We start from the raw sequence: 17,683 nt of genomic DNA on the forward strand, positions 1-17,683 counted from the left end.
ACCTGCCCCTGGACCCGCTGCTGTTTGTTGTAGTCAGTTTGTCCATGCCGCCACATCACCAAGGTTTTCATAGTCCTGTGCTCCTTTCCGGTCGGCCCGCCGCAATCTGTCCCTGACCTGTCGACTCTATGAATCGTCTTCGCCGATGAGGTCCAGCGGAGAGACAGGCTCGGGCGTCGGCGCAGGACTGGACGGAGCAGGACTGTCAGGCTGAGCGGCCGGTTCCTCTGGATCGGGCACCTCAACCAGGGGCGCATCGGCCCACAAACGTTCCAGCGCGTAAAACTGCCGGTCGTCCTCTTGCTGGACATGCACCACCAGCAACCCGTAATCGAGCAAAACCCAATGAGCCTGGGCCAACCCCTCGCGACGCAACAGCTTTAACCCAGCTTTCGTCATCGCCTCGTCAACAGCGTCAACAATGGCGCGCACCTGACGGTCGCTATTGCCCGTAGCCAGCACAAACATGTCAGTCAGCACCAGGCGTTCGGAGACGTCCAGGGCGATGACCTCCGTGGCTTTCTTTGATTTTGCTGCTTGACCTGCTGCTATGGCGAGTTCGATGGACTTGGAGTCAGCACTCATACAGAAAAAATCCCCATTTCGGTTGTGGAATCGGGCAAAAGGGCCTCCCCTGACGTGGTGGTCGGAGGGTCAGCAGCTGCGCTCAGCGTGGCGCCTGTCTCTAGCGTTGTTCCAGAGGCGGTCGTGACCGCGGCGTTCTTGTCCAGAGCGTAGATGAGCACGCCCACAACCACGACGGTCACCAGCACGACCAACGCCCAGCGAGCCGCCTGACCCAGCATCAGCAAAGTTTCGCCCCAACGCCCGGACCTGCGAATCAAACGTTCGGTGAAGGACTCCTCGAACTCGAATTCTTCCCAGTCGATGTTTTCCAGTTCTTCATCGGTGATGTCCTCGCCGAGTTCCTTACGCAACACCTCGACGTCGGCCTCATGGAACTTCTGTTCGGCTTCTTTGAGTTCTTGGAGCTGTCGAGCCTCGGCCTGTTCCAGGGTTTCGCGGCGTGTCGAGCGGGATTCTTGCGGATTCCACAAGGGCGGCATTCCGGGCCGGCCGTAAGGCATTCCCGGCATTCCGGGCCGGCCGTAAGGCATTCCCGGCATCCCGTAACCGGGCATTCCGTAACCGGGCATTCCCGGCATTCCCGGCATTCCGGGGCGGCCATAAGGCATTCCGGGCATCCCGTAACCAGGCATACCCGGCATACCGGGCATTCCTGGCATTCCGGGGCGACCATAAGGATTCGGACGTCCCCACATTCCGTAGGGAGCGCCGGGCTGCCCCGGCATCTGCCCCGGCATTCCAGGTTGGCCCGGCATTTGCCCGGGCATTCCCGGTTGGCCGGGCATTCCCGGGCGACCTGGCATTGCGGGCTGGCCGGGTATCTGTCCCGGTTGGCCTGCCATTCGGGGATCACCGGACGGAGCTCCCGGAGCCTGAATCAGCATCTGTCCAGGTTGTCCGGGCTGGTTAGGTTGTCCGGGCTGGTTGACTTGACCAGGCATCGGTACCGGCTGTCCCGGTTGTACGGGTTGTCCAAGTTGATTAGTGTTCCCAGGCCAACCGGGCTGGCCAGCCACCTGAGCGGGCTGTCCCAGGCGTCCGTGCTGGTTAGGTTGGCCGGGTTGTCCTGGCATCTGACCGGGCTTCTGTACTGGTTGTCCAGGTTGGTTAGGTTGTCCCGGTTGCCCAGCTGACAAGGGCGGGCGAGCCGCGGAGCCCGGTTCCATTCCCGGAGCCGTGGGGTTCGCTGGGCGCGGACCAGGCATTCCGGGTTGTATCGGCGCTGTTCCCGGTGCTGTTACCGGCGAGGTAGGCTGCTGCGGCTGAGCGGCTCCCATCTGGTCGGGTCGCGGTATGGGAGGGTTCGGCCGAGAAGTCGGCGGCATCGCTGGTCTGGCTGGAGCGGAACCCGCCGGGGCAGAACCTGCCGGAGCGGACGGTAGTGGCCGAGACGCGCTACCCGGAACCGGAGGGTTCGCGGGCGACCTGCTGACCTGAGCTGAACCAGCCGGAGCGGACGGTAGTGGCCGAGACGCGCTACCCGGAACGGGTGGGTTCCCGGACGGCCTGCTGACCTGAGCAGAACCAGCCGGAGCGGACGGTAGTGGCCGAGACACGCTCCCCGGAACCGGAGGGTTCCCGGACGGCCTGCTGACCTGAGCAGAACCTGTCGAGTTCGGCGCTACTGTGGGAATCATCCCCGTAGTGGAAGGGGGCACCGGAGTTCCCTGCGTCGGCAACTGACGAACCGCCGTTTCCGCAGGACGATTCCCGACCGGAACTGCGGGCTTTTCGGGTACCACCGGAGTGGTGCCGCGCACGAGGGGGCGCTGGACGCCGGCGACTTGTGGCCCGGCAGCACTCACGGCCTCAGCCTTGCCAACGACCGGAATCATGCCGGTCAGGGCGCCGTCCTCATCAACAGCACGCACCGCTTGGGCAGTATTGGGAACTTGCAGAGCGGGACCGGTCGAACCGGCACCGGGCAACACTTGTCCCGGCCGGGGGGCGCTAGCTCCCAAGCCCGGAAGATTGACCGCCTGCACCGGTACGGGTCGCGGCCTCGGCTTGCCCTCGCTCACATTCCCCCTCTCGACAAGGTCATCACGGAGCCCTCTTGCGGCGACGAGTCATTCACCGCGGCCGCCGTCAAAGCCGTCTTGGGAACGGCGTATGACGCCTCTCGCGGATCCGACTGCAGTCGCGTGTCGTCAGTATAGAGTCCGTATTTAGCAATATATTGAACAACGCCGTCGGGTACCAAATACCACACCGGTTGGTGCGATTTTACCCGATTCCGACAGTCGGTTGAGCTGATTGCCATGGCCGGAACCTCGACCAGAGAGACGTGCTGAGCCGGAAGGTTAGCGGGATTAAAGGAGTGTCCTGGCCGAGTTACCCCCACGAAGTGCGCCAGTTCAAACAGCTGGTCGATGTCTTTCCAGCGCATAATGTCAGAAATCGCGTCAGCTCCGGTGATAAAGAATAGTTCCACGTCGCCTAAAGCGGCTTTCAGGTCGGTCAGAGTGTCAATCGTATAAGTCGTCCTAGCCCGGTCAATATCGACTCGGGACACCGAAAATCGCGGATTGGAAGCGGTCGCGATAACAGCCATGAGGTAGCGGTGTTCGGCCTCGGTGACCGGGCGTCCCAGCTTAAATGGCTGCATGAAAGTGGGTACAAAAATGACTTCGTCAAGGCCGAAGACCGCCTGAACTTCCGAAGCCGCCACCAGGTGACCGTGGTGAATCGGGTCAAAAGTGCCGCCCATCACACCAATACGGCGCCGACGCTGGTAGGGCTTTGCCGAATTGTCGGAATCCAACGCCCAAACGCATCTGTGCGAGCGAGACTCCATGACAGCCTTTCCTATCCCTTTGCCGCCCATTATGAGCACACAAAACATCCTTTTGTGAAATTATACCCATCCGGGCCTGAGTGGTTCCTATAAATGGTGAGAGAATCTGCAATATCCTTTGAGTTTGTCCCCGCGCGCGACCTCTCCAGGCGCCCGTGGGTCCGGCTCACGAACGGACCTGACCGTGACCGCGGATGACGGATTTGGTGGTCGTCAGTGCTTCCATCCCCATCGGACCTCGTGCATGCAGTTTTTGAGTGCTGATGCCGATTTCCGCCCCCAACCCGAACATGGCGCCATCGGTGAATCGCGTGGAGGCGTTGACGGCAATCGCCGCCGCATCGACGGCATTCACGAAATGGTCAATGACGTCCTGGTCCTGAGCGACGACAGCCTCGGTATGACCGGTGGAATACCGTGTGATGTGGTCAATCGCCGCGTCCACCCCATCCACGAGCCGCACCGCCAAGTCGTAGTCCAGGTACTCCGTTTCCCAATCCTTTTCTGTGGCGGGCACAAGGTCGATCTGTTCAGTTTCCGGGTGTTGCCTCGCTACCGTGCGGGTCGCCTGGTCGGTGTGCAAGCGGACCTGGTTCGCCGCCAGCGCCGGCAGGACCAGCGGCAGGAACGCGGGCGCGATGCCACGGTCCACCAGCAGGGTTTCCGCCGCGTTGCACACCCCGACCCGCTGTGTTTTCGCATTAATAACGATGCGCAGGGCGTCATCGAGTTTGGCGGATTGATCCACATAGATGTGGCAGTTCCCCACCCCTGTCTCGATGACTGGAACCGTCGCGGTGTTCACCACCATTTCGATGAGTCCCGCTCCGCCGCGAGGAATCGCCAAATCCACCAATCCCCGCTGCGTCAAAATCGCCTCGACCGCCTCACGGCCCAGGCCGTCCAGGGTCTGCACGGCGTCTCGCGGCAAACCTTGCTGTTCCAGGGCTTGTTGAATAATGTCTACGAGGGTCCGATTGGAATGGACGGCGGCTGAGCCGCCCCGCAAAATGACGGCGTTATTCGTTTTCAAGCTCAGCGCGGCGGCATCTACGGTGACGTTCGGTCGCGCTTCATAAATCATCGCCACCACACCCAAAGGCACCCGGATTTGTTCAATCCTGAGACCGTTCTCCATGGTGCGTCCCCACAGGGTTTGGCCTATCGGGCTGGGCAACGCCGCGATATCACGCACGGCGTCAGCCAGCGCCTGCACCCGCTCCGGGGTGAGCTGCAGCCTATCTTGCAGACCCGGGGGCATTTCATTGGCTTTGGCTTGCTGCATATCGCGCTCATTGGCTGCCAAGATTCGCTCGGTGTTGGTTTCGAGCAGACCGGCAATGTTCTCTAACAGCTGGTTTGAGCTCCCCGCCCCGCGCATCACCCGGCTGGCTGCCTGTGATTGTCGTGCAATCTGGCGCACCTGATCGTAAACACTCATGAGAAAAGGCTACCAACAACGGGAATAACGGGTGAATATAGGGCGATTGCTGCCATTATTGGCAGCAACTGCCCTATATTCCCCTTATATCCACAATCAGTACCGTGTCTCGGCCAAATAGTCGCGGTGAACGACCGGGCCGAGGTCCGTATTTTCAGCCTCAACTTGCGCGGAATCATAGGCGGCGACCCCTTTCGCGAGGATTTCGCCCCTGGCATCGGCCAGCTCCACCACGTCCCCGGCGTGAAAAGTCCCTTCCACCTCGGTGATACCGGCAGCGAGCAGCGATTTCTTTCCCTCAGTAATCGCCCGGGCCGCGCCATCGTCCAACACCAGGCGTCCCTGCACGGTCGCCGCGTAAGCCAACCACAGCTGCTTAATTCCGCGCCGCGGACCGGTGACTCGAAACACCGTACCGACCGGCTCCCCGCGCAGCGCCGGACCCAAATTATCGGTTGAAGTCAACACCACTTCGGTCCCGTTTGCGCACGCCACCCGCGCTGCCAGCAGTTTCGTGTGCATTCCCCCGGTGCCCCAGCGGGAACCGGCATTTCCCGCCTGCACGCCGGCTAAATCCTGTTCCCCTCGAACTTCGGGGATGAACCGCGCGGTCGGATCGGAGGGATGGGCGGTGTACAAGCCGTCAACATCGGTACAGAGAATGAGTCGCTCGGCTCGCACCATGTGCGACACTATCGCTGCGAGCCGGTCATTGTCCCCAAAACGCACTTCATCAGTAGCGACGGCATCATTTTCGTTGATAATCGGGATGACCCCCAAAGCCCGCAGCTTTTCCAGCGCGCGCGAAGCGTTGTTGTATTGCTGGTGGCCCACCACTTCCGCGGCCGACAAGAGAATCTGGGCCCCAATCACCCCTTGCCACGCCATCGCCTGATTCCAGCGATACATCAGCAGCCCCTGCCCGACCGCTGCCACCGCCTGGGCCGTAGCCAGGTCTTTGGGGCGTTCCTGGCGACCCAAAGGCTGCGAACCTGCCGAAATGGCCCCGGAGGACACCAACGCGATGTCCTCACCGCCCTTCTGAGCCCGCGCCAACAGCCGCGAAACCTCATCGATACGATTCAAATCCAAGTATCCGTCGGCCCTGGTCAGCGAGCTAGAACCGATTTTCACTACTGTCGTCATGAGTTCAGCCTACCCGCACCAGGGCGTTGGGGCGTATTCTCGGTCTTACTCGGTTTCCCCGGGGTCGTTCCACAAGCCGGATTCGCGTTCCACGTCCAGTTCTTCACGAGCGCGTTTCTTGGCGTCCATCCAGGCGTGATAGTCGATACGGCGCTGCTGGTTGGTGCGACGGGTATTTTCGTAAAGCCTCGAGTCTGTGCCGCGCGCGCCCAGCAGCTCCGCACCAGCTTGCAGGGTCGGTTCCCAGTCAAAAACGACACCCGTCTCGGGGTCGCCAATCACAACCGTATCCCCGGCGTGCGCTCCGGCCTTCAGCAGGTCGTCCTCCACTCCCAGGTTTGCCAGGCGGTCTGCCAGATAACCGACCGCTTCGTCGTTAGTGAAGTCGGTTTGTTTCACCCAGCGCTCGACTTGCTCGCCACGGATAGAGAATCCCGGCGTGCCCTCGATAGTGGTTGCCTCGATGGTGTAGGTCTTGGTGGAGCGCGCTGGTTTCGGCTGCGGACGCAGCACAGGACGCTCGTTGTCGTCCTCGGGCAGGTGGGAACGGTACTCCTGGACCATTTCGGCCAACCCAAACGCCAGTTCTTTCAAGCCTTCGTGAGTGGTCGCCGAGACCTCAAAAACCGGCCAGCCAAGTTTCACAATCTCCGTTTCCATCAGAGCGGCCATGTCCCGCCCGTCTGGGACATCGATTTTGTTGAGAATAATGGCGCGTTGGCGTTCCATCAGAGGTGGCAGGAAGTCCCTCCCGGGACGGTAGCGATCCAGGGACTTCGCGTAGTGGGCGAGTTCGCGTTCCAAAGTCTTAATATCGGCCAGCGGTTCACGTTCCGGATCCCACGCCGCCAAGTCCACCACGTGGGCAATCACGCAGCACCGTTCGATGTGACGCAAGAAATCCAGCCCCAGACCTTTACCCGCGGCCGCGCCGGGAATCAATCCGGGCACGTCCGCCACGGTGTAGCGTGCCACCGGATTATCCACCACCGCCAGGTTCGGCACCAGGGTCGTGAAAGGATAGTCCGCAATCTTGGGGCGCGCCGCGCTCATGGCCGCTATCAGCGAGGATTTACCCGCCGAGGGGTATCCCACCAGCGCCACGTCGGCCATCGACTTGAGTTCCAAAATGACGGTGCGTTCTTCACCAGGTTCCCCCAACAGGGCAAAGCCCGGCGCCTTGCGTTTTGCGGAGGCCAGGCCGTAGTTGCCCATGCCTCCCACCCCGCCGCGGGCGATGACCAGTTGAGCCTCCGGAGAGTCTAGATCGGCCAGGAACTCGCCGTCCTCGCTAGTGACGACCGTGCCTTGGGGAACATCCAGAAACAGGTCCTCGCCGCGACGTCCATCGCGGTAGTCCCCCATCCCCGCTTGACCGCTTTCCGCTTTCACGTGCGGGCGATGATGGAACGGCAACAGGGTCGTCTCTTGCGAATTGACGCGCAGAATGACCGACCCGCCGTGGCCGCCAGCCCCACCGTCAGGCCCCGCCAACGGCTTGTATTTTTCGCGGCGGATTGACGCGCAGCCGTTACCGCCAGCCCCGGCTTGGGCAAAAATTTTTACGTAATCCACAAAGCTGACCATCTGGGCTGCTGACCTCCTCTGGCTCTCTCACAGAGCCATCGTTACGTTAAACAGCAAGAGGGCTCGAACGAGCCCCCTCACGAAAGTAGTCACTGCCAACATTTAGGCGTTGGCGACTTCCTTAATGCTCACGATGCGACGATCGCGATGACGGCCGAATTCAACTTCGCCGGTCTTCAGGGCGAACAGGGTGTCATCCTTACCGATGCCCACGTTGAAACCGGGGTGGTAGTGGGTGCCGCGCTGGCGTACCAAAATTTCACCAGCGTTGACCAGCTGACCACCGAAACGCTTTACTCCCAGGCGCTGCGCGTTCGAATCGCGACCGTTGTGGGAAGAACCGAGACCTTTCTTATGTGCCATTGTTACACCCCTTACTTAATGGAAGTTATCTTAATGCGGGTCAGCGGTTGACGGTGACCTTGACGCTTCCGATAACCAGTCTTGTTCTTAAACTTGACAATAGAAATCTTGGGACCCTTGGCTGCGCCCAGCACCTCCGCGCTGACCTTTACCTTAGCTACGTCAGCAGCCTGGGATGTTACCTTGGCGCCGTCAACCAACAGAATCGCAGGCAGCTCAATCGTTTCCCCCACTGCCTTGTCTACTTTTTCCACCAGCAGCTCTTCGCCGACAGAGACCTTCTCCTGTCGACCGCCGGCCTTAACGATTGCATATACCACGTCGAAACTCACTTTTCTGAATGTTTTTCGTCCAACTGTGCCCTCACGAACCGCAAGAAGCACCGAAGTTCTAAATTACCGGATTTCACCTGTTTTTGCAAAATCAAGTTTCATCCACTGGTCTTGGCGGATGCGCCAGCCCAACGTGGCCTGGCGCGCCAAGAAGAACACTCCGCAGTAGCATCCCCACAGCCAGGCCAGTCCCAGGATTCCACCGGGCGCGAAACGCCACACCAGCACCAGAGCCGGGATATAAACAACCAGGTTAATCAGTCCCGCGAGAGCCAGATACCACGTGTCGTTGGCGCCAATCAAAACCCCGTCGAACACGAAAACTACCCCCGCCAGCGGTTGAAAGAACGCCGACACCAGCAGTGCCAGAGCGGCTGCGGCCAGCACTTCGGGGTCGCTGGAAAAGATGCGCGGCCACAGCGGAGCCAAGACCGCAATGCTCAGCCCCAGCACGACTCCCAGTCCCAGCCCCCACAGCGACACTCGGCGAATCAGGTTGCGCACTGCCTGACGGTCGGCTCGCCCCAACTCGAAACCAATGAGTGCCTGCACCGCGATAGCCAGAGAATCGTGCAGGTTTGCCCCGAGGGTCCAGGTGTTCGCCGCAATCTGACGCCCGGCGATGGCGACTTCTCCTTGGGAGGCCGCCACCCACAGGGTGCCGAGGATGACAATCTGCATGGTGAGGGTGCGAATCATCAGGGGAACGCCTCCGGCCAGAGCCGCGAAAATCGCTCGGAACTCGGGATGGAGCGCGACTTTGGCGCGCCGGGCTCCAGCCATAATTTTCAGCGCGAAAGCCACCCCCATGCCGATACCCGCGATAGAAGTGCCGATGCCCGCCCCGGTTACCCCCAGATTGAAACCATAAATGAACACGGCGTTGAAAGCTACGTTCGCGATAGCGCCGGTGACCGAAATCACCAGTGGGGTCTTGGCGTCCAGCACGCCGCGCATGGCTCCGGTTCCCGCCAAGACCAGCATCATCCCCAGCATGGAGGGCGCCGCCGCCCGCAGATACGCTGCCCCCTGAACATTGACCGCCGCGGAGGCCCCGAACAACGAAACAATCGGCAGCGCCCCAACCCACAGGACTACTGCCAACACCACTCCCACCAGCAGCCCCAGCCAGGCACCATCCACCCCGGTCTTGACCGCACCGTGCCGGTCCCCCGCGCCCAGCTGACGGGAAGCCACCGCGGTGGTGGTGTAGACCAGGAAAATACAAATCCCCACCAAGAACACGTTGACCGACGAACCGAGGGTCAAGCCGGCCAGCTCAGTAGTTCCCACGTGCCCAATCATGGCCGAATCCGCCATCACCATGAGCGGTTCAGCCAGCAGCGACCCCAGGGAGGGCACGGCGAGCGACAAAATCCGGCGATTCAGGGGCTGGTCCTCCGGTTCAACAGGCCGGTTTTCCGGTTCGACAGGTCGGTTTTCCGGTTCAGAAGGTCGGTTCTCAGCTGGCATGGGGTCCTCCGTTTTCATGCTCACAGTACCGGTTTCAAAATATCGGCCACAATCAGCAGCACCGTCATGGCGATGAAAGCGATGACCACCGTGGCCGTCACCGGCAGCATTGCCGCCAAATCGACCGGACCACCGTCCTCGAGACCCCGCGCGCGGCGCACCCGCTTGCGGATTCCTTCATAAATCGCGCCCGCAGCTTGCCCGCCATCGAGGGGCATCAGCGGAATGAGGTTAAACATGAACAGGGTCATGTTCAACGACCCGAACAGCAGCAGGAAAGACCGCAGTTTTTCCAAAACCCCGTAGCCGGCAGTGTCGCTGGCGGCGATAGAGCCCGCGACCTGGCCCATTCCGACGATTCCCATCACCGAGTTCGGGTCGCGAGGTCGATCCGGTTGGAACAGCCCGATGGTGGTTTGCCACAGTTTCACCGGCAGAGCCAGCAGGATTTTCGCGGTGCCTTTCCCGGTCTCCCACTGGTAGTGGGCGACTTCCCCCCAGCTGGCGTGGTGGCGTTCGGTAACGGCAATGACGCCGATAACCGAGCGCTTTTCCCCTTCCATAGTTTGGGGTGTCACCTGGATAGTTTTGGTTTCCCCGTCGCGTTGCACAGTGAGAGCAGCAGGCTTCCCCGGCTGACTCACCGCCACTTTACTGATGACTTCGTCCCAGGTCTTCATGGGTTTACCGTTCCAGGCGGTGATAACGTCGCCGGGCGCCACTCCCGCCGCGGCCGCGGGAGAATTCGGGGACACCGTGGCGACTTCGCGGGTCGGCAGCTCGTAGCCAATCGCGCTCAACCCCACCAGCACGCACAGGAAACTCAACGCCAGATTCACCAAAGTACCGCTGACCATCACTATTAGGCGCTGCCAAATGGGTTTGGCGTAAAACGCGCGGTGTTCCTGGCCGGGCGGGATTTCATCGTTGGAGGCGATCCGGGCCTCCTCAGCAGCGGTCAGCTCGCCTTTGCGGTTTTTCGTGCGCCGCCCCGGATGTCCCGGTGCATACATCCCGACCATCTTCACGTAGCCACCCAGCAGCACCCACTTCATTCCAACTTCGGTTTCCCCGATTTGGCGCGAAAAAATCTTTGGTCCAAACCCGATGAAATACTGAGTGCAGAGAATGTCGAAGCGTTTTGCAGGTATCAGGTGGCCCAGTTCATGCAGGGCAATCGACACCATCAGCCCCAACACGAGGGCGATGATTCCAGTGAAATAATCCATGACAGGGCGGTTCCAGTACTGTGTTTAGCGGTTCTCGATGAGCTCGGCGGCTCGCTGTTTGGCCCATTCGAGGATGCGTTCCAGCGCGGACAGGTCCGGGTCGGACACGCCGTGGTGTTCGCTGACAACCTGCTGCACCACGTCATAGATACCCAGGAAAGGCAGACGTCCGTCCAAGAAGGCGTTGACGGCGATTTCGTCCGCGCTGGCCAGGACTGCAGGATGGGTGTCGGAGGCGGAAATGGCGTGACGAGCCAGGCTCACCGCCGGGAAAATCGCCTCGTTGAGCGGCTCGAACTGCCAGGTCGTCGCCCTGCTCCAGTCACAAGCGGGGGCTACCTCGCGTAGCCGGGCGGGGGCGGACAGTCCCAGGGCAATCGGAATGCGCATATCGGGCGGGGAGGCTTGCAGCAGGGTCGCGCCGTCCCGGAACTGCACCATCGAATGCACAACCGATCCGGGGTGCACCACGACGTCGATGTCTTTCGGTTCAATGTCGAACAGCAGCGAAGCCTCGATGACTTCCAGCCCTTTGTTAAACATGGTGGCTGAATTGACGGTCACCAGCGGTCCCATGTCCCAAGTCGGGTGGTTCAAGGCTTGCTCTACCGTCACGTTTTCCAGTTCCGCGCGGGTTTTCGAACGGAACGGACCGCCGCTGGCGGTCAGAATCAGGCGTTCGACTTCGCTGTAGCCGGTGACAGTCGGCGAACACAAGCCGCGTTCGTGTTTGCCCGAGCGCAGCGCCTGCCAGATAGCGCTGTGTTCGGAATCAACCGGCACGATTTGGCCGGGCCGTCGCAAAGTTTCGCGCACCAGGGAACCGCCGATGACCAGGGATTCTTTGTTTGCCAGGGCCAGGCGCGCCCCGGAGTCCAACGCCCGCAGCGTCGCGTGCAGGCCGGAAATCCCCGCGATGGCGTTCAAAACGATGCCTTGGGGCACGAATCCGGCGGCCGCTTCGACCCCGGCCGAGCCGGTCAGCAGGTTATGGCTGGCTCGCGGCTGGCCCAGCTGTATCTCTGCCTCGCGGATGGCCTCGTCGAGGTCTGCCACGGAGCCATTCGCCACGGCCACCATCGGCACTTCAAATTCGACGGCTTGACGTGCCAACACATCCAGATGCCGCCCGGAGGCAGCCAAGCCCTGCACCCGGAAGTGTCCGGGATGGGAGCGAACAATGTCCAGAGCTTGGGTTCCAATCGAGCCGGTAGAACCCAAAATTACAATATCTTGCACCCGTTCATTCTAACGGCAAGTTTAGGTTTCGCTCATTCACAGCGACCAGCAACCCCGCAAGGAGACGGATAAAACCCCGCCAACCCCCTTGTGAAAGGCAAAATCACTCAACAGCCAGCAGCACTTCGACCGCGCGAGCCAGGTAAGCGTCAACCGGGCCTTCCAAGTACGCCCGGGCTCCTTTCGCTTCCGCAAACACCGCGTCACGGATTTCTTTGCTGGTCAGAGGCTTGTTTTCGTCAAAATATGCCACCAGGCGATCCAGCAGCGCGTCCACGTCCTCAATCCGGTAGCCACGCTGGCGCCCTTGGGGGTGGGCAAATCGTTTCCCTGCCGGACGCAATAGCCGCGGATAGAGAGTTGTGGCCTGTTCCGCCACCAGCGACATCCAAGCCTTTTGCCCGTTCACCGCAATATGGTCGGCCCGCGCCCGCGCCACAAAAGCCGATTCCAGCCGATCCATCGCCGCATCGACTTCGATAAAGTTGTATCCCCCGCGCACCACGTTGAACCCCTGGGCACGCACCTGCGCCGCCCCGAAATTCGCCGGTCCGCCGTTGCCTTCGTATGCCGAACGTGCCTTCGCCAAGAACTTGTCGACCTGGTTACGGTCGTAGCCCTTCCCCAGGAGTTTAGCGGTGCGAAACGTCGTGTCGCTCACGTCCGGCCCTTTCCTTGTCTCTCTATGTTCTCAACAGTTTTCCGCGCGCTTTCGAAGTGTCCTCTAAGCCGCGGGAGACTGCTTCGCTTTCGCAGCGAGTTGCCCGCAGGCTCCGTCAATATCAGAGCCGCGCGTATCCCGCAGCGTAGTGCTAATTCCAGCTTGCCGCAAAATCTCCATGAATTCGTCCATGACACGCGGCAGGGAGGCATCCCAGATACTCCCTGGCGTGGGATTGAGCGGAATCGGGTTCACATGCGCCCAGGTTTTGCCCCGTTCATTGAGTTTATCCGCTAGCAGCTGGGCGCGCCACGGGTGGTCGTTCATGTCCCTAATCAGGGCGTATTCAATAGAGACGCGCCGCCCGGTCGCTTGGAAATACGCATAAGCGGTGTCCAACAGTTCGTCGACCTGGTAGCGCCGGTTCATGGGTATCAGTTCGTTGCGCAGTTCGTCGTCCGGAGCGTGCAGGGACACCGCCAAAGTGACCGGCAGCCCTTCTTGGGTCAGCTTGCGAATTCCCGGCACCAGCCCGACAGTGGAAACGACCAGGTTGCGGGCCGAAATCCCGAAGCCTTGCGGGGCTGCGTCGGTGAGGGTCCGAATCGTGTGCAGCAGGGATTTGTAGTTGGCCAACGGCTCGCCCATACCCATAAACACCAGGTTAGACAGCCGTGCCGGGCTGCCGAGTTCCCCGTCTTGGGCGGCCCGGGCGGCGAGCCGGACCTGTTCCAAAATTTCCGCTGCCGAGAGGTTTCGGGTCAACCCCAGTTGGCCGGTCGCGCAGAACGGACACCCCATACCGCAGCCGACCTGTGAGGATACGCACAAGGTAACGCGCTTGGGGTAGCGCATCAGGACGGATTCCACTTGGGCGCCGTCGAACAGTCGCCACAGGGTTTTGCGGGTCCATCCCCGATCAGCGACCTGGGTTACGACTGGGGTAATCAACTCAGGTAGCAGGTCACGAGCCCGTTCTTGGTCAGCCTGGCCCAGGTCTGTCATCTGGGAGGAATCGGCTTCAAACCGCCCAAAATAGTGGCGCGCTACCTGGTCGGCACGAAACGGCCGCATCCCCGCCGCGGCTACCGCTTCACGGCGCTGCTGCGGGTCTAAGTCGGCGAAATGCTGCGGCGGTTTACCCCGAGCCTGAGCCCGAAAGTTGAGTTCTGCCGCAGCCCCCGCGTGCGTGGCCCCCACCGGCGGTTGTTCGTGGGGCAGAACCTGTCTTTCCATAGGTTTCAGTTTAACGGTTTTCCCAGAATTTCCCGAGCGGGATCTAGGACAGCACCGGGACTTGTTGGGAAAAGATAGCGAACTTCAACACGATATAGGCCACCGGTGCCGTCATCAGGATGGAATCCATCCGATCCAGCAGCCCGCCGTGTCCCGGCAACAGGTGACCCATATCTTTAATGCCGAGTTCCCGTTTCAACAACGATTCGCTCAAATCGCCCAGAGTTCCCACCCCAGCCATCAAAACACCCAGAATGATTCCGTAAAACCACGGAATCCCAATCCAGAATGTGCCCGCCACGGACACAATGACAGCAAACAGAACCGAACCGGCAAACCCTTCCCAGGTCTTGCGTGGGGAAATAGACGGTGCCATGTGGTGGCGTCCCAGGAAACGCCCGCAGAAATAGCCCCCGGTGTCGGAACCCAGCGTGACGGACAAAACGAAAACCGCGGTGGCGGGAGCTCCGCACTCCACCGCCAACAAAGCCAGGAAAGACCCCAAGAACGGAATATAAGCCACGGTCAGGGTGCTGACCGTAACGTTCTTGAGCGCATCTTCGCCTCGGTAGGGACCCGCCAACTGCCACAGCAGAGCGGCCGCCACCGTCAGGTAAGTCGCGGTCAGCATGGCTTCCAACCCGACCTGCCAGGCACAGATGAAAATCCCGATTCCTCCGATGACGACGATTGGCATCCCCAAATGCCGGTCTGTAAACCGGATGGCATGGCGAAACTCGATGAGGCAAGCCACAATCGTTGCCGCGCACAAGGCCGCGAACAGCGGTTTCACCAGGAATAGGGTCAGTCCGTAGGCCGCCAGCAGTCCCGCTCCGACCCCGGTGGCTGCCGCCAAGTTGCGTCCGGCCTTCCGAGGTTGGTTTGGCGAGGATTCTGTTGGTTTAGGCTCGCTCTTTGCCGCAGCAGCTCCCCGACCCGGTTTCCGGCCCTGTTTGGCAGCACGGTTTTCCCTGCGGCTAGGCCGGGTCACCGGGTGCACCCCAGTTTCCGGGGTCGTCGGGGAAACCGCTGCCTCGGAAGATCGCGGTGGTTGGAAATTCTCGGTATCGACCATGCTCTAAAACCCCGATAATGGCGGGTCATCACGGGCTGGCGGCGCCTAGATAGTCATCAACTCTGATTCTTTGGCAGCCAGCAGCTGGTCAATCTCATCGGTGAACTTTTTCGTGATGGAATCGAGTTCCTTTTCACCGCGTTTGATTTCGTCCTCGCCGAGTTCCTTGTTCTTTAGCATGGATTCTAATTCGTCCTTGGCCTTGCGGCGCAGCGAACGCACGGACTGGCGGCCCTCCTCGGCTTTGGTCTTTGCCATCTTAACGTATTCTTTGCGGCGTTCCTCCGTCAGGGCGGGCAGCACGATACGAATCGTTTTGCCGTCATCAGTGGGGTTCACGCCCAAGTCGGCTTCCGCAATGGCACGAATAATGTCTTGCGAGGCAGACTTGTCAAAAGGCTGGACGATGACGGTGCGCGCCTCGGGAATGTTAAAGGAAGCGAGCTGCTTCAACGGGGTGGGGGCGCCATAGTAGTCGACCATAATGCCGTCAAACATGGCGGTATTGGCCCGACCGGTCCGAATAGCGGCGAATTCGTCTTGGGTGGCGCTCAAGGCCTTTGCCATCATGCTCTTGGCGGATTTGAGGGTGTCTTCAATCACGGGTTTCTCCTTTGTTCCTTAGCTTTCTCCACAGGTTCCCCGGTGGGGTTTCGTTATTTCACTTACTCTTCGTTGTACAGCACAGTGCCGATGTTTTCGCCCAGCAACGCCCTAGTGACGTTACCCGGCTGCGTCATACCGAACACTCGCATCTTCAGTTTGTTTTCGGAGCACAGGGAGAAAGCGGCCGCGTCCACGACCTTCAGCCCATCGCGCAGCGCTTTCTCGTAGCTGACCTGATCGAGTTTTTCAGCCTGGGGGTTCCGGCGCGGATCGTCGGTGTACACCCCATCCACCCCGTTCTTGCCCACCAGAAGTTCTTGGCAGTGCGTCTCCAGGGCGCGTTGCGCACTGACGGTGTCGGTCGAGAAATACGGCATCCCCGCGCCAGCCCCGAACACGACCACACGTCCTTTTTCGAGGTGACGAATGGCTCGCAAGGGCACATAAGGCTCAGCGACCTGGGTCATCGTGATGGCGGACTGCACCCGGGTGCGCACTCCGGCCTGTTCCAAGAAATCCTGCAGGGCCAAGGCATTCATGACGGTGCCCAGCATCCCCATATAGTCTGCCCGGGCGCGGTCCAAGCCGCGCTGGCTCAGCTCCGCACCGCGAAAGAAGTTCCCGCCGCCAACCACGATGGCAACCTGCACGCCCTGCGTCACCGCCGCGGCGACCTGCTGAGCGATATTGGAAACGACATCGGGGTCGAGCCCCACTTGACCGCCGCCAAAGACTTCACCGGATAGTTTCATCAAAACCCGGCGTTTACCGGGGGCTACTGAGCCGTCATCGCTCATCTATCTTCTCCCTTGAAAGACCTACATCCTTAGACATTATACGCAAATGCCCCAAAGCCTTCATTGACCCTGGGGCATTTGCCTAGTTCAAATGGTTGCTAAACCCTTTTGGGGTTTATTCTCCAGCCTGCAAACGCGCAAAAGCGGTGACCTTGCCTTTGGAGGCTTCCACAATCTTGCCGACCGTGGTCTTGGGGTCCTTTGCAAAAGGCTGTTCGAGCAGCACGCAGTCCTTGTAGAAGCCCTTCATCCGGCCTTCCACAATCTTGGCGACGACAGCATCCGGCTTACCTTCGGCCTTGGTCGTTTCGGTCAGCGTGGCGCGTTCTTTTTCGACTTCCGCAGCGGGAACGTCCTCGCGGCTGAGGTACTCGGGGCTGTAGGCCGCGATGTGCATCGCGACATCGTGAGCCACGTCGGCACCCGCCTTGTCGGTAGCCACCAGCACACCAACGGTCGGAGGCAGATCCTGGGAAGAACGGTGCAGGTAGACATCGACGGCTTCGCCCTCGACCTGACGCACGTTGCCGACTTCCAGTTTCTCGCCGATAATCGCCGCAATCGCGTCCACGGTGTCCTTGACGGTGCCGTCAGCGGACTTGGCAGCCAAGAGTTCCTCTACGGTAGCCGCGCCGGATGCTGCGGCGGCGTCCAGAATTTTATCTGCCATATCGATGAATTTGTCAGTCTTGACCACGAAGTCGGTTTCCGCGTTGACCTCGACCATGGTGCCGCGCTGGCCACCCTTGGTGTCGGTCACTTTCGCGGCAATCAAGCCGGCCCCAGCGGAGCGGCCTTCCCGCTTCGAAAGGGACTTCAGACCCTTGACACGAATGATTTTCAAGGCTTCCTCGCGGTCGCCGTTCGCCTCTTCCAAGGCTTTCTTAACGTCAGCCAAGCCCGCGCCGGTTTCTTCGCGCAGGTCCTTCAGGTCTTGCATACTGTATTTAGCCAATTTTTCCTCCAGTTTCAGAGCAAGTTTCATGAACCGGGAATGTTATTCCCGAATATTCTTTGGGGAGAGCGTTGAATTGTTCTTTTCCCGCCCTCGTGCAGCCGATTACTCGGCCTTTTCGTCGGTTTCGTCGCTCGCGGCGGCGGGTTCAGCAGGCG

The 17,683-nt window shown here is 60.5% G+C and carries 17 protein-coding genes; all 17 read right to left on the reverse strand.

The genetic code is table 11. The annotated features are described in order from the left end of the window. Nucleotides 1–126 precede the first annotated feature (126 nt). On the reverse strand, nt 127–585 hold the full coding sequence (gene rsfS / locus RDL66_RS08375; protein ID WP_308536493.1) for a ribosome silencing factor: 459 nt from the start codon (nt 583–585) through the stop codon (nt 127–129). Next, nucleotides 582–2,609, reverse strand: a complete 2,028-nt coding sequence (locus tag RDL66_RS08380) for a hypothetical protein (RefSeq protein ID WP_308536494.1) — start codon at nt 2,607–2,609, stop codon at nt 582–584. The genes rsfS and RDL66_RS08380 overlap by 4 nt, the downstream gene beginning before the upstream one ends. Beyond that, complete coding sequence (nadD, locus tag RDL66_RS08385; protein WP_308536512.1) at nt 2,606–3,352, reverse strand: nicotinate-nucleotide adenylyltransferase; 747 nt, start codon at nt 3,350–3,352, stop codon at nt 2,606–2,608. Before nadD ends, RDL66_RS08380 begins: the two co-directional genes overlap by 4 nt. A 199-nt stretch (nt 3,353–3,551) precedes the next feature. After that, entirely contained in the window at nt 3,552–4,826 is a 1,275-nt protein-coding gene (locus tag RDL66_RS08390) for a glutamate-5-semialdehyde dehydrogenase (RefSeq protein WP_308536496.1), read from the reverse strand. Between the two features lie 96 nt (nt 4,827–4,922). After that, nucleotides 4,923–5,972 (reverse strand): glutamate 5-kinase, encoded by a 1,050-nt coding sequence (gene proB / locus RDL66_RS08395; RefSeq protein ID WP_308536497.1) that lies wholly within the window; start codon nt 5,970–5,972, stop codon nt 4,923–4,925. Between the two features lie 45 nt (nt 5,973–6,017). Next, nucleotides 6,018–7,559 carry a GTPase ObgE gene (gene obgE, locus RDL66_RS08400; RefSeq protein ID WP_308536498.1) on the reverse strand — a complete coding sequence of 514 codons (1,542 nt, stop codon included), beginning with the start codon at nt 7,557–7,559 and terminating at the stop codon, nt 6,018–6,020. A gap of 102 nt (nt 7,560–7,661) precedes the next feature. Next, a complete protein-coding gene (rpmA, locus tag RDL66_RS08405) occupies nt 7,662–7,922 on the reverse strand; it encodes a 50S ribosomal protein L27 (RefSeq protein ID WP_004007117.1) in 261 nt (86 codons plus the stop codon). A gap of 11 nt (nt 7,923–7,933) precedes the next feature. Then, complete coding sequence (rplU, locus tag RDL66_RS08410) at nt 7,934–8,254, reverse strand: 50S ribosomal protein L21 (protein WP_299295110.1); 321 nt, start codon at nt 8,252–8,254, stop codon at nt 7,934–7,936. Nucleotides 8,255–8,317: 63 nt separating this feature from the next. Then, nucleotides 8,318–9,745: an MATE family efflux transporter gene (locus RDL66_RS08415; protein ID WP_308536514.1), complete on the reverse strand. Its 1,428-nt coding sequence runs from the start codon at nt 9,743–9,745 to the stop codon at nt 8,318–8,320. A 2-nt stretch (nt 9,746–9,747) separates the two neighbouring features. Next, the gene (locus tag RDL66_RS08420) at nt 9,748–10,956 is read right to left on the reverse strand and encodes a M50 family metallopeptidase (RefSeq protein WP_308536503.1); all 1,209 of its coding nucleotides are present in this window, start codon (nt 10,954–10,956) and stop codon (nt 9,748–9,750) included. 24 nt (nt 10,957–10,980) lie between these two features. Further along, nucleotides 10,981–12,195 carry a 1-deoxy-D-xylulose-5-phosphate reductoisomerase gene (dxr, locus tag RDL66_RS08425; RefSeq protein WP_308536504.1) on the reverse strand — a complete coding sequence of 405 codons (1,215 nt, stop codon included), beginning with the start codon at nt 12,193–12,195 and terminating at the stop codon, nt 10,981–10,983. Nucleotides 12,196–12,298: 103 nt separating this feature from the next. Continuing rightward, nucleotides 12,299–12,856: a DivIVA domain-containing protein gene (locus RDL66_RS08430; RefSeq protein WP_297723594.1), complete on the reverse strand. Its 558-nt coding sequence runs from the start codon at nt 12,854–12,856 to the stop codon at nt 12,299–12,301. A 63-nt stretch (nt 12,857–12,919) separates the two neighbouring features. Next, entirely contained in the window at nt 12,920–14,092 is a 1,173-nt protein-coding gene (gene rlmN, locus RDL66_RS08435) for a 23S rRNA (adenine(2503)-C(2))-methyltransferase RlmN (protein WP_308536507.1), read from the reverse strand. Between the two features lie 43 nt (nt 14,093–14,135). Continuing rightward, nucleotides 14,136–15,167 (reverse strand): phosphatidate cytidylyltransferase, encoded by a 1,032-nt coding sequence (locus RDL66_RS08440; protein WP_308536509.1) that lies wholly within the window; start codon nt 15,165–15,167, stop codon nt 14,136–14,138. A 45-nt stretch (nt 15,168–15,212) separates the two neighbouring features. After that, nucleotides 15,213–15,770, reverse strand: coding sequence for a ribosome recycling factor (gene frr, locus RDL66_RS08445; protein ID WP_308536510.1), 558 nt, complete (start codon nt 15,768–15,770; stop codon nt 15,213–15,215). 62 nt (nt 15,771–15,832) lie between these two features. Further along, nucleotides 15,833–16,570 (reverse strand): UMP kinase, encoded by a 738-nt coding sequence (pyrH, locus tag RDL66_RS08450; protein WP_299295125.1) that lies wholly within the window; start codon nt 16,568–16,570, stop codon nt 15,833–15,835. A gap of 115 nt (nt 16,571–16,685) precedes the next feature. Next, nucleotides 16,686–17,525 carry a translation elongation factor Ts gene (tsf, locus tag RDL66_RS08455; RefSeq protein WP_308536516.1) on the reverse strand — a complete coding sequence of 280 codons (840 nt, stop codon included), beginning with the start codon at nt 17,523–17,525 and terminating at the stop codon, nt 16,686–16,688. Nucleotides 17,526–17,683: the final 158 nt, after the last annotated feature.

The organism is uncultured Mobiluncus sp., from assembly GCF_902488535.1.
Taxonomy (GTDB): domain Bacteria; phylum Actinomycetota; class Actinomycetes; order Actinomycetales; family Actinomycetaceae; genus Mobiluncus.